The organism is Psychrobacter sp. Arc9 (genome assembly GCF_041431295.1).
In the GTDB taxonomy this organism is placed as follows: domain Bacteria; phylum Pseudomonadota; class Gammaproteobacteria; order Pseudomonadales; family Moraxellaceae; genus Psychrobacter.
In genome coordinates this window covers 52,379-70,735 of sequence record NZ_JASMRK010000006.1, presented here as the reverse complement: position 1 = coordinate 70,735, position 18,357 = coordinate 52,379, and the positions used below count along the sequence as shown (strand labels likewise).

General features: G+C 43.4%; 14 protein-coding genes. 8 read left to right on the top strand and 6 right to left on the bottom strand.

Annotated features, from left to right (window positions below):
• The first annotated feature begins 145 nt into the window (after window positions 1-145).
• The 7 genes from QO187_RS05010 to QO187_RS04980 all read left to right on the top strand — a co-directional run bounded on the left by QO187_RS05010 (window position 146) and on the right by QO187_RS04980 (window position 8,509).
• Window positions 146-745, top strand: a complete 600-nt coding sequence (locus QO187_RS05010) for a TetR/AcrR family transcriptional regulator (RefSeq protein ID WP_057760518.1) — start codon at window positions 146-148, stop codon at window positions 743-745.
• A 383-nt stretch (window positions 746-1,128) separates the two neighbouring features.
• On the top strand, window positions 1,129-2,340 hold the full coding sequence (locus QO187_RS05005) for an iron-containing alcohol dehydrogenase (RefSeq protein WP_102077992.1): 1,212 nt from the start codon (window positions 1,129-1,131) through the stop codon (window positions 2,338-2,340).
• A gap of 167 nt (window positions 2,341-2,507) precedes the next feature.
• Window positions 2,508-3,557 carry an NADP-dependent oxidoreductase gene (locus QO187_RS05000; protein WP_102077993.1) on the top strand — a complete coding sequence of 350 codons (1,050 nt, stop codon included), beginning with the start codon at window positions 2,508-2,510 and terminating at the stop codon, window positions 3,555-3,557.
• 239 nt (window positions 3,558-3,796) lie between these two features.
• Window positions 3,797-4,474 (top strand): type 1 glutamine amidotransferase domain-containing protein, encoded by a 678-nt coding sequence (locus tag QO187_RS04995; protein WP_102094511.1) that lies wholly within the window; start codon window positions 3,797-3,799, stop codon window positions 4,472-4,474.
• Window positions 4,475-4,478: 4 nt separating this feature from the next.
• Complete coding sequence (locus QO187_RS04990) at window positions 4,479-5,108, top strand: glutathione S-transferase family protein (protein ID WP_102077995.1); 630 nt, start codon at window positions 4,479-4,481, stop codon at window positions 5,106-5,108.
• A 364-nt stretch (window positions 5,109-5,472) separates the two neighbouring features.
• On the top strand, window positions 5,473-7,161 hold the full coding sequence (locus QO187_RS04985) for an MFS transporter (RefSeq protein ID WP_102094510.1): 1,689 nt from the start codon (window positions 5,473-5,475) through the stop codon (window positions 7,159-7,161).
• A gap of 85 nt (window positions 7,162-7,246) precedes the next feature.
• Window positions 7,247-8,509, top strand: coding sequence for an HlyD family secretion protein (locus tag QO187_RS04980; protein ID WP_102094509.1), 1,263 nt, complete (start codon window positions 7,247-7,249; stop codon window positions 8,507-8,509).
• 130 nt (window positions 8,510-8,639) lie between these two features.
• Here QO187_RS04980 and pdxH read toward each other — a convergent pair whose 3' ends face one another.
• From pdxH to cysS, 5 genes are all read right to left on the bottom strand, one after another.
• Window positions 8,640-9,302, bottom strand: coding sequence for a pyridoxamine 5'-phosphate oxidase (gene pdxH / locus QO187_RS04975; protein WP_185156654.1), 663 nt, complete (start codon window positions 9,300-9,302; stop codon window positions 8,640-8,642).
• Window positions 9,303-9,407: 105 nt separating this feature from the next.
• Window positions 9,408-10,775: a phosphoglucosamine mutase gene (gene glmM, locus QO187_RS04970; protein WP_102094507.1), complete on the bottom strand. Its 1,368-nt coding sequence runs from the start codon at window positions 10,773-10,775 to the stop codon at window positions 9,408-9,410.
• A 212-nt stretch (window positions 10,776-10,987) separates the two neighbouring features.
• Entirely contained in the window at window positions 10,988-12,460 is a 1,473-nt protein-coding gene (gene guaB, locus QO187_RS04965; RefSeq protein WP_102094506.1) for an IMP dehydrogenase, read from the bottom strand.
• 277 nt (window positions 12,461-12,737) lie between these two features.
• Window positions 12,738-14,723, bottom strand: coding sequence for a mechanosensitive ion channel family protein (locus QO187_RS04960; protein ID WP_228153230.1), 1,986 nt, complete (start codon window positions 14,721-14,723; stop codon window positions 12,738-12,740).
• Window positions 14,724-14,877: 154 nt separating this feature from the next.
• Window positions 14,878-16,338 (bottom strand): cysteine--tRNA ligase, encoded by a 1,461-nt coding sequence (gene cysS, locus QO187_RS04955; protein ID WP_102094504.1) that lies wholly within the window; start codon window positions 16,336-16,338, stop codon window positions 14,878-14,880.
• Between the two features lie 231 nt (window positions 16,339-16,569).
• On the opposite strand from cysS, the gene QO187_RS04950 reads away from it, so the two are divergent.
• Entirely contained in the window at window positions 16,570-17,166 is a 597-nt protein-coding gene (locus QO187_RS04950) for a cob(I)yrinic acid a,c-diamide adenosyltransferase (RefSeq protein WP_057760540.1), read from the top strand.
• A 133-nt stretch (window positions 17,167-17,299) separates the two neighbouring features.
• On the opposite strand, the gene QO187_RS04945 is transcribed toward QO187_RS04950, so the two are convergent.
• A complete protein-coding gene (locus QO187_RS04945) occupies window positions 17,300-18,238 on the bottom strand; it encodes a hypothetical protein (RefSeq protein WP_102078002.1) in 939 nt (312 codons plus the stop codon).
• Window positions 18,239-18,357: the final 119 nt, after the last annotated feature.

The following is an 18,357-nucleotide window of genomic DNA, read 5'->3' as shown; positions in this document are numbered from 1 at the left end:
ATATTGTTGATAAAACGTAACATATATAACTATATCCTATTACAATACGCCATCAACGTGACGTTCAAATGAACGTTAACTGTTTTAACTGACTATCTAATGCATACGCTAATATAAGCAACTACTAAGGGAGACAATCCTGTTTATGTCTAATACAGACGCAACTACCCCAGATACCAAAGCTCATTTACTTGCTACTGGCTACCAATTAATTGCTAAGAAAGGTTTTACCGCTGTTGGTCTAAAGCAAATTTTAGATACAGCAGGTGTGCCAAAGGGTTCTTTTTACCACTACTTTGCTTCTAAAGAAGCCTTTGGTGAAGCAATTATTAATCATTATTTTAGTTTATATAAGACTCGGTTGGATGTCATCGATGCACAAGATGTCAGTGCACAGCAAAAACTATATGATTATTTTCAAAACTGGTATGACACCCAGCAGAACGGCTGTGACCATGAAAAATGCTTGGTAGTGAAGCTCAGCGCAGAGGTAGCCGATATGTCAGAAACCATGCGTAAGGCACTCGATACTGGCTATCAGCAAACGACTATGTGGCTCGCCAAGCAGATCAAAGCTGGCTGGCTCGATGAGTCTGTCCCTCGTCACGATAACATCTCGGCTGAGAGTATGGCCAAGCGTTGGTATTTTGCATGGCTTGGTGCAAGCTTAATTGCAAAGATTAGCCAAACCAATACGCCTTTAGCAGAAATTTGGCAGATGACAACGACCCAAATGGGACGCTAATCGTTAACCGTTAACCGTTAACCGTTTGAATTTCTATCGACTGTACTTCTAACGTAACCATTAAGGCACATTGAATATTCATAACGTTCATAGATAATAGCTATCAATATTATGCTTGAGTATTCAGTGTGCTTTATGACCTTCTCTTTTTTAAACGAATTTCTTGAAGACATTTGCATATGACTTAAACAGTTATACGAGAGTTTTGTAAACATCGCTAGACGACTGGTCTAATTGGTGTACAATGCGCACAAATATTAAGAATGAATGTCTATACGAGCATTGCTTATCATTCATTGATTAATATCAGACAATATCTCATGTCAAAACAATTTAATTGAACCGTTTTTATTAAAAACTTTTTATTACTAATTAGGAATTTTATGAATAATTTCCAATATTACAACCCAGTCCGTATCGTTTTTGGTGAAGGTCAAATCGAACAATTATCAGACCTAGTCCCTACTGATGCACGCGTTCTTATTACTTACGGTGGTGGTTCAGCACAGCGTACCGGTACTTTGGATGAAGTAAAAACTGCATTAGCGGCTAGCGGTAACCGTACTGTTTTTGAATTTGGTGGTATCGAGGCTAACCCAGAATTCACTACGTTATTAAAAGCCGCTGATATGGTGAATGAGCACAACATCGACTTCTTGTTAGCAGTTGGCGGTGGTTCTGTGATTGACGGCAGTAAATTTGTTGCACTCGTTTCTTCATTAACTGAAGAAGACGGTACTGTCTCACGTGACCAAGCTTGGGACGCGCTAACGGGTTATTGCAAGAACATCGATTCTGCTGTTGACCTAGGTGCGGTATTGACCATCCCAGCAACGGGTTCTGAGATGAACTCAGGCGGCGTGATTAACTATAGCGAACGTCAAGCAAAACTACCATTTGGTAACCCACTGGCCTTCCCTAAATTCTCAATCCTAGATCCAATCAAAACACTTACCTTGCCTGAGCGTCAGGTTATGAATGGTGTGGCTGATGCATTTGTTCACGTAATGGAACAGTACCTAACTTACCCAGTAAACGCTAAAGTCCAAGATGCCTTCGCTGAAAGCCTGCTTAAAATCCTTATTGATGAAGGTCTAGTTGTTAAGCAAGATCCAGAAAACCTAGAAACACGTAAGAACATTATGTGGACAGCGACCATGGCATTGAACGGTCTGATCGGTACTGGTGTGCCACAAGACTGGACAACTCATATGGTTGGTCATGAGCTGACGTCACTACACGCTATCGATCATGCACGTACGCTAACCATCGTATTGCCATCAGTGATGCGTGAGCTAAAAGAAAGCAAAAAAGAAAAATTGCTTCAGTATGCGCGTAACGTATGGAACATTACCGATACTAACCTAGACGACGATGCCATTATCGAAACGGCTATTGTCTACACTGAAAACTTCTTCCGCGAGCTTGGCTTGCCAGTTAGCCTAGAAGATGTTGACTTGACGGAATCAGCGATTGTTCCAATCATCAAGCAGCTTGAAGTGCATAACATGGTCAAGCTTGGTGAACATGGTACCAACGACCTAGAAGTATCACGTCGTATCTTGCAGCGCGCTGTAACTAGCAAAGCGTCTTAATAAGCGCTATAGCAAGAACTGTCAGAAGAATTATAAGAAAAATCGCAGCAGTAACAATAAGTACATATCGTTATGCTATTTATAGTAGTAGCTATTCCATGTTGGGTAGCTACTACATTTAACACCACTATAATAATGACAATTAATAAATATAAAGGAGTCCTACAATGAGCTTCGACAAACAACAGAATCAACAAACAAATCGTCAAATCAAATTAGCGAGCCGTCCTAATGGCGTACCTACTGCTGACAATTTTGACATGGCAACTAGCGACATTCCTACGCCAAAAGATAACGAGATGCTACTACGCACGGTATATCTGTCACTAGATCCATATATGCGTGGGCGTATGAGCGATGCAAAAAGCTATGCAGACCCATTAGAAGTCGGTGACGTCATCATGGGTGGTACCGTAGCGCAAGTGGTCGAGTCGAATATCGACAACTTCGCGGTAGGCGACTTAGTCGTATCAAACTCAGGCTGGCAGGACTACAGTGTCAGTGATGGCGAAGGCGTCCTGAAACTAGACAAAAACATGTCTAACCCTTCTTATGGTTTAGGCGTGTTAGGTATGCCAGGGTTTACGGGTTATATGGGTCTGACTGATATCGGTAAACCACAAAAAGGCGAAACTTTAGTCGTGGCAGCAGCCACTGGACCGGTCGGGGCCACTGTCGGTCAAGTGGGTAATCAATATGGTCTGCGCACTGTCGGTGTGGCAGGCGGCAAAGAGAAATGCGACTTTGCGGTCAATGAGCTTGGCTTTGATGTCTGTATCGATCACAAAGCTGACGACTTCGCTGAGCAATTAAAAGCAGCATGTCCAGATGGTATCGATATCTACTATGAAAACGTTGGCGGTAAAGTATTTGATGCGGTAATGCCATTACTTAACGACCACGCACGTATTCCAGTATGTGGTCTGGTATCGCAGTACAACGCAACTGATTTACCGGATGGCAAAGATCGCCTAGGTATGTTGATGGGTCTTATCTTAAGCCAACGCCTAACTGTCAGAGGCTTCATTATCTTTGAAGAGTATGGCGACCACTTCCCAGAGTTCTTAGAAACCATGAGCAAATGGGTGGAGTCAGGCGAAGTAAAAACCAAAGAGCACATTACTGACGGTCTAGATAATGCCCCAGATGCATTTGTCAGTATGTTAAACGGTGATAACTTTGGTAAGACTGTAATCAAAGTATCTGACGTTAACTAGTTATTGGTTAAACATTGACTAGTTAAGCAGCTACTGACAGTTAGCAATCGTTGTGAATAACTACTTAACAACATAAATTGTTAATATCACTACTGAAAGTTGCTTACAAAGCAGGAATAATGCTAACAGTCATTATTTGCATCTAGGCTAATTAAGTAAAAACAGCTAATAATGCAACGGAAAACTTATGACTGTTGGCTACATAGTTACTAACACATAAATAATAAACAAGGATAATTATGAACATTTTAATGGTACTAACGTCTCATGACCGTTTAGGCGATACTGGTAAAAAGACAGGATTTTGGCTAGAAGAATTTGCTGCTCCTTACTACGCATTTCTTGACGCTGGCGTAAATGTAACTCTAGCTTCTCCAGCTGGCGGTCAACCACCACTAGATCCTAGTAGTGACACAGAAGACACGCAAACCAAAGATACCACTCGTTTTAAAGAAGACAAAGACGCTCAAGAACATTTGGCTAACACCAAAAAACTTGCTGATATGAACGCTGAAGATTTCGATTCAGTATTTTATCCTGGTGGTCATGGCCCATTGTGGGATTTGGCAGTAGATAAAAACTCTATCAATCTGATCGAGACTTTTGTCAAGCAAGACAAGCCTGTTGCCTTTGTTTGTCATGCACCTGGCGCGCTTAAAAGCGTCAAAGTTGATGGCGAATACTTAGTAAAAGGTAAAACCGTTACTGGCTTTACCAACTCAGAAGAAGAAGCGGCTGGCCTAACAGACGTGGTGCCTTTCTTAGTAGAAGATGTCTTGAAAGCCAACGGTGGTAACTATAAAAAAGCCGCTGATTGGGAAGAGTTTGTGGTCGAAGATGGTTTATTGATCACAGGTCAAAACCCAGCCTCATCAGAAGAAGCGGCTAAGCGTTTGATCAACAAGCTCAAAGGTTAATATCATGATTCGCTTACATCACCTTAATCAGTCACGTTCGTTGCGTACGCTTTGGCTCTTAGAAGAGCTAGGCGTGCCTTATGAAGTGGTCAGTCATCAGCGCGATGCCAAAACTCATTTGGCACCAGATTCCCTGAAGGCAGTTCACCCACTCGGTAAATCTCCGGTTATCGAGATGGATGGACAGACTTACGCTGAGTCCGGTGCGATTACAGAGTTATTGATTGAACGATTTGCGCCAGAGCGTCTGCGCCCTGCTACAGACAGCTCGGACTATGGATATTATCTGCAGTGGATTGACTTTGCAGAAAGCTCGCTGATGCTGCCATTAATGCTTGAGCTATTTACCAAAAAAGCAGGCATTGATGACAATGAGTTTTTGAGTGGCTATATCGATACAGAAAAAACCAGATTGTTTGAATATCTGGATGCTTCGGTTAAAGGTAAGTCGTTCATTGTGGGTGATAAGCTAAGTGGTGCTGACTTTATGTTGTCATTTGACTTAATCATTCTCGCTAAGCGTCAAAAACTCGACGCTTACTCGAATATCAGGCAGTATGCTGAAGCGCTTGCCAGTCTCGATAGCTATCAGCGCGCTATGCAGCTAGAGGCTAAGTACGACCAATCCGTTTAGCATTGCATCATAACTGACAGACCAATTTTCCGATACACACAAACAGCTCTGTATAGAGCTGTTTTTTATGCGTATAGCATTTTTTACTTGTTGCATCGCTTGTTTTAATGTTCGTCATATTGCACGAAATACTGCTATATCTTTATTCAATAGCGCCAATGAGTTACGCTCTAATGACAAAAGCGCTATAAAGATTATGATAAAATATGCCCTGCATTTCTTGGGTTATCTTTCCAGTTTGACCAGCATTTATATCAGTAACTCCGCTGTTTTTAAGCTATGAACATTCATCGTACTGACCTGATTTTGCGTCTGGAATCTGTTCTATGCCATTCTATTTCCTTATACAGATTATGGTACGTCCATGAGTAATGAATATCAGTTTAAGCCCCACGAACAACCGATAATGGTGGGCTCTCCTGCCAATCCTGATCATCCTGCACGCCGCAAATTATTTTACTTACTGATCGGAATTTTCGTTGGTCTCACTGCCAGTTTCCAAAACGGTCTGCTCGTCGCAAATCTTACTCAAATTCAGGGTCAACTGGGCTTAACGCCAGCTGAAGGTGGCTGGATATCTGTTAGCTATAATATGACCAATGCCTGTATCACCGTTCTGCTGTACAAAATTCGCCAACAATTTGGTATGTCACTGTTTAGCAAAATCACCCTGTCATTTTTGTTAGCCGCCACCAGTCTACAGTGGCTGATCAGCAGTCACTTGTTAGACACACCTAATATTAGCATTGAGCCCTATTATTTAGAGATTGTCGCTAGGGGACTTAGTGGTATGGTGGCAAGTGGTATGACCGTATTGGGCTTGTTTTATTGTCTTCAGGGAATGCCAACCGTCAAACGTACTAGTGGTCTCATATTGGGTTTTGGTTTGGTACAGTTTGGTATTCCATTATCACGTGTCATCTCGCCCTACCTCGCCATCGACGGTCAGCTTGAAAACTTATTTTTATTTCAATTTGGTCTGGCGCTGATTTGTTTTGGGCTGATTAATATATTAGAGCTACCACCAGGGAATACAGAAAAAGTATTTGAGAAATTGGATTTTGTAAGCTTTGGTTTTTTCGCAAGTGGTCTGGCTGCATTGGCTGTCGTTTTGGTACAAGGTCGAATTTTATGGTGGACGACACCTTGGCTCGTCTATCCACTGATGATTGCTATCGTCGGGATTGGCATCGCGTTATGGATTGAGACGCATCGCAAAAATCCAATGCTCCAAGTGCGCTGGATGCGTAGTCGCAATATTATTGCATTCATGGTGACGGGCGCTGTCATGCGGATTTTGCTATCTGAGCAAAACGTCGGAGCGGCAGGATTGCTCGCTAACCTCGGCTACGGTAACGATCAGCTGGTTACTTTTTATGCTGTTATTATAGCCGCCAGTGCACTGGCTTTGATTATTAGTATTTTTAGTACCAATGCGATGGATTTGCGCCGACCTGTTATTTTTGCCGTGGCATTGATTGCCTTAGGTTCTTGGATGGATGTTGGTGTGTCTATTAATTCAGCGCCCTATATGTTTTATCTTAGCCAGTTTTTGATTGCCTTTGCTGCAGTCTATTTCATGGGGCCTTTGGTTTTTGAAGGGTTTTTGCGGGCTATTGGCAGTGGCCCTGCGTATATTATTAGTTTTTCAGTGATTTTTGGCATCTCCCAAACAGTTGGCGGACTGGCAGGTGCGGCAGCCATTCAGGCATTTACGACCATTCGTACACAAATGCATTATGCAGATATGGTCAGCTCATTGAATTTGGGCGATCCTACGTTCAGCGCTCAAATTGCCAGTACTCGTAGTGTATTGTCAAACCAAACGACGGACGCAGCGCAAGCGAATGTGGCCGCGATGAGCCAAGTGTTGCAAGGGATTCAACGCCAAGCAACTGTCTCCGCTTATAGCGATTTGTTCTTTTTGATGGCCAGTTTTGCTACTTTCGTTACAGCCATTTTATTGATCAACTATTTTTATAATCGTTACCACAAGCGCAATCCACTTGCTAAAGAGCTTGCCGTTATTGCAAAAATGCGTGAGTCAAAATAACTCAGCTTATTCTATTAATCATGTCTCACCCCATTCATTTATAGCCAGTCCATTTTAATATTTATTAAAAATTTAGGAGCATGTCATGAGCCAAGAAAAACCAAATGAGCTTAATAAAATACCTCAGACGTCAACTGATGCTCCAGCAACAGACACACCTCTAGCGTCCGATATAAGCAAAGAAGAGTCTGCTGCAACTTCTTCGCCATCAGCAACTAAGACAGCAGAAGGTGATATAGAAAGCAGTTCAGACAGCAATGAACCACCGATGCCACCAAAAGAGCCAATACCCGATACTACTGGTTGGTCGCCTAAGAAAAAATCCTATCTAAACTTAGGCTTATTAATTTTATTGATTGTCATTGGCGTGACATTGATTTTGTATGCGTGGAAGCTCCCACCATTTACCCCAACGGTACAGCAAACCAATAATGCTTTTGTCAAAGGTCAGACGACTATTATTAGCCCGCAAGTTTCTGGCTATGTCACCAAGGTAGCCGTGCAAGACTTCGCCAACGTAAAAGCTGGCGACTTACTCATAAAGATAGATGATCGAACCTTTCAGCAGCAGCTCGACCAAGCCCAAGCAAATACCGAGGTAGCCCTTACTAACCGTTCTACCAATGACCAGGATACACAAACCAGCCAAGCGCAAATTGAAGCACGTAGAGCTGATTTGTATAGTGCCAAAATCAATGTCGAGAGCGCGCGTGAAGATGTAAACCGTTATCAAGGTTTAGATGCTATTGGTGCGGTATCAAAAGCAGAAGTTGCTCATATCAAGGCGCAGTTGGCTCAAGCACAGGCAAGTGTGCAACAGGCTGAAGCCAATTTACAAGCCGCTCAACAAAACCGCGCCAAAACCAGTGGCACCCAACCCTCGCTGGACGCAAATATCAAAAGTGCTGAGGCAGGTGTGAAGCAAGCACAAATTAATCTCGATAATACGATCATCACAGCACCTGAGTCCGGTCAGCTGAGCCAAGTCAGTGTCAAAGAAGGCCAGTACGTTAGCGCGGGCACCCAGCTCATGTATATCGTGCCAAAAGGCATTTGGATTATTGCAAACTTTAAGGAAACCCAAATAGCTAGTATGGCGATCGGCGAACCAGCTACTATTCATGTGGATGCGCTTGGCGGTGCCAAATTTACGGGTCACGTGAGTAATATCTCGCCAGCGACTGGTAGCGAGTTTAGTGCTGCTGCTGCCAACCCTGCGACAGGTAACTACATAAAAATTGCTCAACGTATTCCTGTACGCATAGACCTAGACCAAAACCAGCCTGAACTTGCACGCTTACGTCCTGGCATGTCAGTCTCAGTGGATGTCGATACCAATATTAAATGAAAGGTTGAATAAAAAATAATGCCAAACAAGGTAAATAGTCAACGTAAAAAAGCCACTCTAGACACCAAAGAACTTGGATTTAGAGTGGCTTTTTTAGTTTTGTATAATCTATAGCTTGAGGCTATAACAACTATGGTAATAAACGTTTGGTCGTCCAGCTTGTATTGCCTTCACTGTCATCGCCGCTACTCTGCGTATACACAATTCGGTCATGCATCCGATTGGCGCGACCTTGCCAAAACTCAATACTTTCAACCGTAATCTCATACCCACCCCAAAACTCTGGCGTTGGTACAGTAGTATTGTCAGGGTGCTCTGCTTGAAGCTGTTCAAACGTTTGCTCCATGACTTCACGATTGGCCACTTCACCACTTTGCGGTTGACTGACCCAAGCTCCTACTTGGCTATCGTGCGGACGCTTTTGGAAGTAGGCAGCCGATTTATCAGCAGCAATTTTAGCGATACTACCGCTAATACGGACTTGACGCTCCAGCTCATGCCAAAAAAACAGTACCTCAGCATTAGGATTTTCTACAACATCCTGTCCTTTTGCGCTGTCATAATTGGTATAGAAAACGATACCTGTCTCAGTAATCTCGCGTAGTAACACAATACGGACGCTAGGCTTATTGTCTGCGCCACATGTCGCCAAACTCATTGCATAAGGCTCTTGCACCTTTTGCGCTAACGCCTCGTTCATCCAAGCTTTAAAGAGCTGGAATGGTGACGTTGGTACTGACTGTTGGTCAAGCTCACCTTTCTCGTATGAGAGGCGTTGGTCGGTAAAGTCCATGCTCATGGCAGTTCCTTATTTGAAAACTATAATGTTGTTGTCTCGAATACCAGTCGTTTAGATATCAGTCATTATCTTAAATACGAGTTATTGCACTAAATACTATTAGCCTAGTACCGACTTTATAAGATCAGCTAAGTCATTAGCCATTACATCGCATTCTATTTCATCATCTGACTCAACCATCACACGAATCATAGGCTCTGTGCCTGACTGACGTATCAACAGACGACCACGACCCTCTAGCGTTGCCTGTGCTTTATCAAAAGCAGCAACCAACTCCTCATGTTTGAATGGGTCTTGCATTTGAGATAAGCGTACATTGACTAACTTTTGCGGCAACACTTCAAAACCTTCAACAAGCTCACTTAGCGCACGCTCTCTGGCTTGCATCACTGCCAGTACTTGCAAACCAGCAATGATAGCGTCCCCTGTGCGACTTTTGTCTAAGCAGAGAATATGACCAGATGGCTCACCGCCCAATATCCAGCCATTAGCTTCTAAGTCCTGCATCACGTAACGGTCACCCACCTTTGCGCGAGTAAATTTAATGTCTGCATCTTTTAGCGCCAGCTCTAGCCCCATGTTGCTCATGAGCGTGCCGACAACACCTTCAGCTTTGGTTTTACCTTGGGTAGCAAGTACGTATAAGATACCATCGCCGTCGACTAGCTTACCCGTCTCATCAACCATTACGATACGATCGCCATCACCATCAAGCGCAATACCGACATCTGCGTCATGCTCAAGCACAGCTTTTTGTAAGCTTTCAGGATGGGTAGAACCACACTCAGCATTGATATTGATGCCGTCTGGCGTATTATTGATGGCAATCACGTTGGCCCCCAACTCGCGCATTACTCTAGGTGCTACGCTATAGCCTGCACCATTGGCACAATCCACTACTACCGTCAGATGACTGAGGTCATATTGATAAGGAAAACTGCCTTTGCAAAATTCAATATAGCGACCTTTAGCATCATCAATTCGGTTGTTCTTACCTAAATTTGCAGGATCAAGAATAGGCATCATAGCAACATCACTACCAACGTCGTTCATAATTGCTGTCAATTTATCATTAATTGCAGTCTGCATCTCATCACTTATCTTTTTGCCGTCACCTGAGAAAAACTTGATTCCATTATCATAATAGGGGTTGTGCGAGGCTGAGATAACCACGCCAGCATCTGCATTGAAACTACGGGTCAAATGCGCAATCGCTGGGGTTGGCAATGGACCAAGCATATAAACATCAACACCAGCCGCATTAAAACCTGCTTGTAATGCTCCCTCTATCACATAGCCTGACAGACGCGTATCTTTACCAATCACCACACTTGGCTTACGCGTAGGATTTTCATTTTTTTCTATGAGGACAAGCCCAGTGACGTAGCCTAGTTTTAAAATAAAGTCTGGTGTAATTGGTAATTCACCAAATTTTCCGCGAATTCCATCAGTGCCAAAATAGCTCATTATGTGTTCCTCAAGTCAAAAAAATAAAAGGCCAAACGTATACGCAGGCAATGCTATTGTTGTAATAATCTGTTTCTGTATTTTACAAAAAAAACAGCCAACAATAACAGAGCATTGTTGGCTGTTTGTATCTTAAGCTCGCTGCAGCCTTACGTCTCAGCTAACATCAATACATTTTAAATCTACAAAAGAGAAGTATTTCACGGAACGATCTAGTTTACTCGATAGTTCGGTGCTTCTTTAGTGATTTGCACATCATGCACATGCGACTCTTTCATACCCGCTGAGGTTACTTTGATAAACTGCGGATTGGTACGCATATCTTCAATCGTGGCAGAACCCGTATAACCCATTGATGAACGTAAGCCACCAACCAACTGATTAACAATACCCGCAACTGGTCCTTTATAAGGAACACGGCCTTCGATACCTTCTGGTACTAGCTTCTCTACGCCATCTTTTGCATCTTGGAAGTAGCGGTCTGAAGAACCGTTTGATCCTGACATTGCACCTAAACTACCCATACCGCGATACGCTTTATAATAGCGACCTTGGAACAGCTCAACTTCACCTGGTGCTTCTTCGGTACCAGCCATGAGTGAACCAACCATGATGCATGATGCACCAGCAGCGATTGCTTTTGCCATGTCACCTGAGTAGCGGATACCACCGTCAGCAATCAATGGAATGCTGTCTTTTAAAGCACTAGCAACGTTATCAATCGCTGAGATTTGCGGTACACCGATACCTGCGATGATACGCGTGGTACAGATAGAACCAGGGCCGATACCTACTTTTACTGCATCAGCACCTGCGTCACGTAAAGCGATTGCAGCTTCACCTGTTGCGATGTTGCCACCGATTACTTGCACATGCGGGTAGTTTTTCTTGATCCAAGACACTTTATCGATCACGCCTTTTGAGTGACCGTGCGCCGTATCAACAACGATAACGTCGACATCAGCAGCGATTAATGCTTCAACGCGTGCTTGCGTGTCGGCACCAGTACCAACAGCTGCGCCAACACGTAGGCGACCTTGTTCGTCTTTACACGCATTTGGATTGTTTTCAGCTTTGGCAAAGTCATTAACAGTAATCAAACCACGCAGGCGGAAATTATCATCAATGACGATGACTTTTTCGATGCGGTGCTCATGTAGCAATCTTTTGATATTCTCGTTGCTTTCACCTTCATGCACAGTTACTAGCTGCTCTTTAGGTGTCATAATCTGACTAACTGGCAATGACAAATTGGTCTCAAAACGCCAATCTCTATGAGTAACAATACCCACAACGTTATCTGTGCCTCTTTCGACTACTGGCACACCTGAGATATTATTATCTTGAGTCAAACGCAGCAATTCACCGATTGTCATCTCTGGATGGACAGTGATAGGATCAACAACGGTACCCGCTTCAAATTTTTTGACACGGCGTACTTGTGTAGCCTGCTTCTCGATGTCCATGCTCTTATGCAAAATACCCATGCCACCAAGCTGTGCCATAGTGATAGCCATTTCAGACTCAGTCACAGTATCCATCGCCGCAGAGATTAGCGGAAGATTAAGTGTGATGTTTTTGGTCAAACGAGTAGACAGATCAGCAGTTTTTGGCAGAACTTCAGAATAGGCTGGTAATAATAAAACGTCATCAAAGGTTAAGGCTTCATCGACAATTCGCAACATACAGACCCCTAGTGGTGGTTATTTTGATGGGTAGGAGCTCAGGGTTAAGCGTATCAATCATTACAGCTGCATATACAGTGCTGACTCATGGCTAACCACTCAGTTATCCTATAAAAATAACGCCACATTATAACAAATAAGCGCCTCACTGACACACTATATTTGTCAGATTATTTTACACAAGTAAGTCTTTATCGATAGCAGCCATGTCTTAAACCATTAATAGCTCGCTTTCAAAGCTAATTGAACTCACAAAGCCCATTATTACTCCTGAATCCTATTCGCCCTTTGTTAACGTAAAACGCTCTGTAGGTAGATACTTGTTCTGCTGCGCATGCAAATAACCAAGCATTTGCTCTCGTATTTCACAGGCTAGCGTCCATGCCTCTATAGGTCCTACTGATGAAACAGCGCCGCGCAGTTGAATGGTATTTTCGGTCACATCAACCACATACATTTCAGGTTCTGTTTTATTATCCCAAAGTTTATTGTCCTTGACCATCGATATAAATGCCTCTCGGATAGCGTCGATATCTGCGCCATAATCGATATACAAAAACACAGGACAGGTCTGATGAACTTCTGTATGCGACCAGTTTTCCACTCGTTCAGTGATTAGCTCACGCATTGGCACGATCAAGCGACGCTCATCCCATGTTTTTAACACGGCATACGTGTAACGCAGGTCTTCGACCGTACTAAAATTACCATCCATTATCACACTATCGCCGATTCGCACTGGCTGCGTCACTGCTACCTGTACACCAGCGATGATATTCCCCAATATCGGCTGTGCCGCAATACCGATAACCACACCTGCAATACCCGCTGAAGTCAGTAACGTCTTGCCAAAGCCTTCCATATTGGCAAATTCACTAAGACCTATCCAGAAACTTCCCAAAATCATAACGAAAATAAAGACACGACGAAATATCGATACATAAGTACGGCGGCGACGTTCTTTATCAAAATGCTCTGCAGCCAGATTCTCAATCTGCATGTCTTGATAGCGATTGGCAAAAAAGTTAATGATACGAATACCTAACCACATAGTACTAAATACCAGTCCAATCCAAATCAATGGACGAGTAGATGAGGCGACTGCATCTAAATAAGGAAAACCACCAGAAACCAAGGTAAAAACCAGTGAAAAACTGATGGCAAAGGTTAATGGTACTGTCAGCTTGCTAACCAAATCTGCGACGCCGTTGGTACTGCCAACATACACGCTGTATTTTTCTTCATCGATATAATGATTGATGATTTTTGCAGTACCTTTACTCAGTAGCCAACCCATCCCCATGGTTAATAAAAAGAACAATATCAGCGCTGAAAACTCCCATAGCGCAATTCCAAAAAACTTTAGCTTTAACCAAGTGGGCAAATAACGCTCAAACTCGGCTGGATGATACTGCTCATAGAGATTATCAATATTACCTACTGTCTGCGCCGAAAACACCCAGACAGGGGCTTCATCTCCTACCCGCACTCGCTGCAAATAGATAGGAACACGGCGCTCGCGATAATCAACATAGCCAAGCTGAATAGAACGTCTGGCAATACCCATGACACTGCTATTATTACCAAGCGGTGGTTCAATTAAGCCATCGGGACGATCTGGCATATCGTCGAATACATAGAGCTCTTTTTCGGACAATAAGAAATCCAATCGCTTTGTGAGATCAAGCGCACGGCTCCGTTGGTTTTTTTCATCAATCAAATTCATGTTTAGCGCGTAAGCGGCCAAATCATACTGCTGCTTCATTAACGCTGATTGAAAAAACTCTAAGGCTGCAAGCGGTGTTTCTAAATTAGGTGGCTCAGATAACGGCGGCAACCCTGCATTTAGTTTATCGAGAATATAGTAGCTCTCACTATATTCTCCGGTCAGTGCCGTATCGCCTTGTAGCCTGCCTGCCTGCTCCACTGCGTTACGCTCAGTAGGATCAAAGATCTCTTCAGTAATACCAGAAATACTGACACTTTCATCTTTAAGCGCATTGACTTGCTGAGCGGCATATTCAGTAAAACTATCAGGCTTACTAGGCGTTTGTTTTTCCGGCTCGCTCGCACTCTGTTCATTTTCACTATTTGCTGCGTAAACAGGTGTATAGATGACACTTATAGCAATGATAAAAAAGCCCAACAATACTTGCAGCACATGGCTTTTAAAACGATGTTTCTCTACATCTGCTTGATGATTATCATCTGAGCTCAAAACGGCACAATGATGGTCCATAGGATTGTCTTTAAGAGTATTCATGTTTTCAAAGCCATCAGTCTACAAAAGGAAAGTATAAAAAAATATATCGGTGCTGCTTTAACCTAATTCAGTAAGCAAAAAAAAGCCAGCCTAAAGCTGACTTAATTTATTACGAGATTTGTAGCTATTTATCCTATAAACGGCAAAAATTATTTTAAGCGCGGCGCCATGTGGTGCCAGCACGGCTATCTTCGAGCTCAATGCCCGCCTCTTTTAGTTGCTCACGTATCTCATCAGCACGGGCAAAGTTTTTGTTGGCTTTAGACTCTGCACGTTCGATAATTAAATTATCAATAACCGCATCCGTTAGACCATCTTCTGCCTGATCACCAATCACTGCTTGCAAAAACTGCTGCACTGGCTGCTGTAAAATATTTAATACTTGTGCCAATGCTTTTAGTTGCTGGGCTAATTGCCATGCGGTATCGACGTCTTCCGTTTTAATGGTTTTATTGATATCGCGAGCCAATCCAAATAAGACACTGATAGCCGTCGAGCTATTGAAGTCATCATTCATCGCCTTGATGAAGTCTTGTCCAACCGCGCTATTATAAGCTTCAGCCACTAAGTCTTCATTGATTACGATTGATTGTCCTTTTTGCTGCTCAGCCAATTTTAGTGCATTGTATAATCTGCTTAGGCTATTATGTGCTTCATCCAATGCGCTATCAGAGAAGTTAACTTGGCTGCGATAATGGCTCGATAATAAGAAAAAACGCACCGTCTCAGGTAAGTACTTTGCCATTACATCGCGAATGGTAAAAAAGTTACCCAATGATTTAGACATTTTTTCGCCATCGACATTGATAAAACCAACATGCATCCAGTTGCGTGCATACTCACAACCAGTCGCTGCCTCAGACTGCGCGATTTCGTTTTCATGATGCGGGAACTGTAAGTCATGACCACCGCCATGAATATCAAAGGTGCTACCCAAGCACTTAGTCGACATCGCTGAACATTCAATATGCCAGCCTGGACGCCCTTGACCCCATGGTGATGCCCACTGCGGCTCGTCAGGTTTTGCCGCTTTCCATAGTACAAAGTCAAATGGATTGCGTTTATCATTTTCAACTTCGACTCGCGAACCTGCCTGCATATCGTCCAGATTACGCTTAGATAATTTACCATAACCATCAAAGCTATCAACAGCATAGTAGACGTCACCGTTGTCGCCTGCATACGCATAGTTGCCAGTGACTAGCGTCTCAATCATATCCTGCATATCATCGATATGATCAGTCGCACGTGGCTCAGCATTTGGCATCTCACAACCAAGCGCTGTCGCGTCTTCATGCATCGCTTCAATAAAACGCTGCGTCAATGTACCAATCTCTTCACCGTTTTCAGCAGCACGGGCAATGATTTTATCATCGATATCAGTGATATTACGTACGTAATTCACGTCATAACCCAAGCGCACCAACCAACGAACGGCCATATCAAAACCGACCATCACTCGCGCATGACCAATGTGACAATAGTCATAAACGGTCATGCCGCACACATACATACCAACCTGCCCTGCTTTGAGTGGTACAAACTGACGCTTGCTGCCAGTCAATGAATCGTAAATGGCAAGTTGGGACATCGCATCTGCAAGTGGTGTGGTCATAGTAAAAAAGCCTTGTAACGTAAATAAAATAAAGAAATGTGAAATCTCAGCCGCCGTGTATGAATAAGCCATACCAACGACTGTGACTATAAATCAGGAAAATAAAAATTCAGACCAAAAAACGTCGTGATATAAAACGTAACCCATTATCTTAGCGAAAACAGGCGTAAAATACTACAATGAGCGTGCAACTAACGCTATTCAATCATAAAAACCGTTAAGGATGTAAAGATGGGCAATCGCTTAAGCAAAATATACACACGTACTGGAGATGACGGCAGCACTGGTATGGCTGATGGCAGCCGCCTTAGTAAAGCGGACGATCTATTTAGCGTCATGGGTGACATCGACGAGCTCAACTCGCATATTGGCTTGGTACGTGCGCAACTAAAACACAATAAAGGGCAATCTATAGAGAAAGAGTTCTCTGAGGCCTTGGTCATCATTCAGCACTTGTTGTTCAATATAGGCGGCGAGCTTGCCATGCCAGAGTATGAAGGGGTTAATGCCACTCATATTGAATGGTTAGAGCAGCAAATAGATATGATGAATGCCACATTGCCACCGCTGAAAGACTTTATTCTGCCGACAGGTTCTATATTGGTGAGTCAATTACACGTGGCGCGTAGTGTGTGTCGCCGTGCTGAACGTCAAGCCGTGATCTTGCAGCAGCAGCGTCCACAAGCGATTCGCAGTACTGCCGTCAGCTTTATTAATCGCTTATCTGATTGGTTATTTGTCGCTGCACGCTTTTGTACAGACCCAGAAAAAGTCTCTGAGGTGTTGTGGGACAGTCAAGCATTGAAAACGTTCACTGACAGTCAATAATACAAACTAAGTATTTAACAATAAAGAGCTTAAACCCAAAAAAACCCCGCGACATAATTGTTGCGGGGTTTTTATTATTCAGCGATAGCAATTCGCTCTACTGGATATCGCTATCTCTTATTACAATGACCAATTAATAAGTCGCGCTGTTGTCTTCAATGATGACCATATCAATGGTTTCATCTTTAGGTACGGCTTTTGGTGTTGCGGGCTTGCTAGGCTCGGCAGCAGCTGCTTGGGTGTTTGCAGTCGAACTGTTCTGACTTTCAGCAGGTTTGTTGATGGTTGGCGGCGGCGTAGGTTCAGTTGGACGAATTGGCTCAACTGGCGTTACGGTTCTTGGCTGACGGATTGGCGCTGTTTGAGTCGTATCGTTGTTCTGCGTTGCGCGGCGCTCAGCAGCACGTTGGGCGCGTTGCTCATCCATTGCAGTTTTAAATACAGAACCTGCCATTACATCTGCAACAACAGTAATCAAAGCAGGCTGACCCGCAATACGCGTACGCACTTGACCGCCTTGAGTACCGACGATGTAAGTGAAAGCGTCATCAACGAGCATATTGTTATTGATACGGATATTGTCTTGCGCTAAACGCGATTGTAGACTTGGCTGATTATTGGCCGCTTGTACCTGACTGGCTTGATACAAGTCTTCACTTGGTAGCGTCATGCTGACACTTGCTTGACAAGTGGTCATGCCGTTCTCATTGGCTTGTTGCAAGATGGCAGCGTTTTGAACGTCAATGACAACGCCATTGGTTTTTTCGCTAACCACACCGTTTGCTAAACTGATTTCAGCATCATTTGCATAATTGGCAGCCAATGACTGTGCTTGTTGATTGAGCGTATTTTTCAGAGCTGACTTAAGGCGATCTTGCACCATAGGATCATCACAACTGATCGCAGGCGCAACGCTATTTTCAGCATCGACCGTCTCTTGTTCTGTTAGCTCTGCCTGCTCAGTAGTGTCTTCTTTATCTGAGCGATCACAGCCTGCAAGCGCCAAACCACATACCAATCCAATCCCAGCAACTTTATGCCACTTGCTCAAACTTATATTTGCTACGCTCATACTAACTCTACTCCCAATTTACAGGTTCGTACCGCCACTGACTGACAGTGTTCAACATTCAAATCGCAACGCTAGCTGCTACAGATATGAAAACCACATTATTATACGGTGTTTAAATC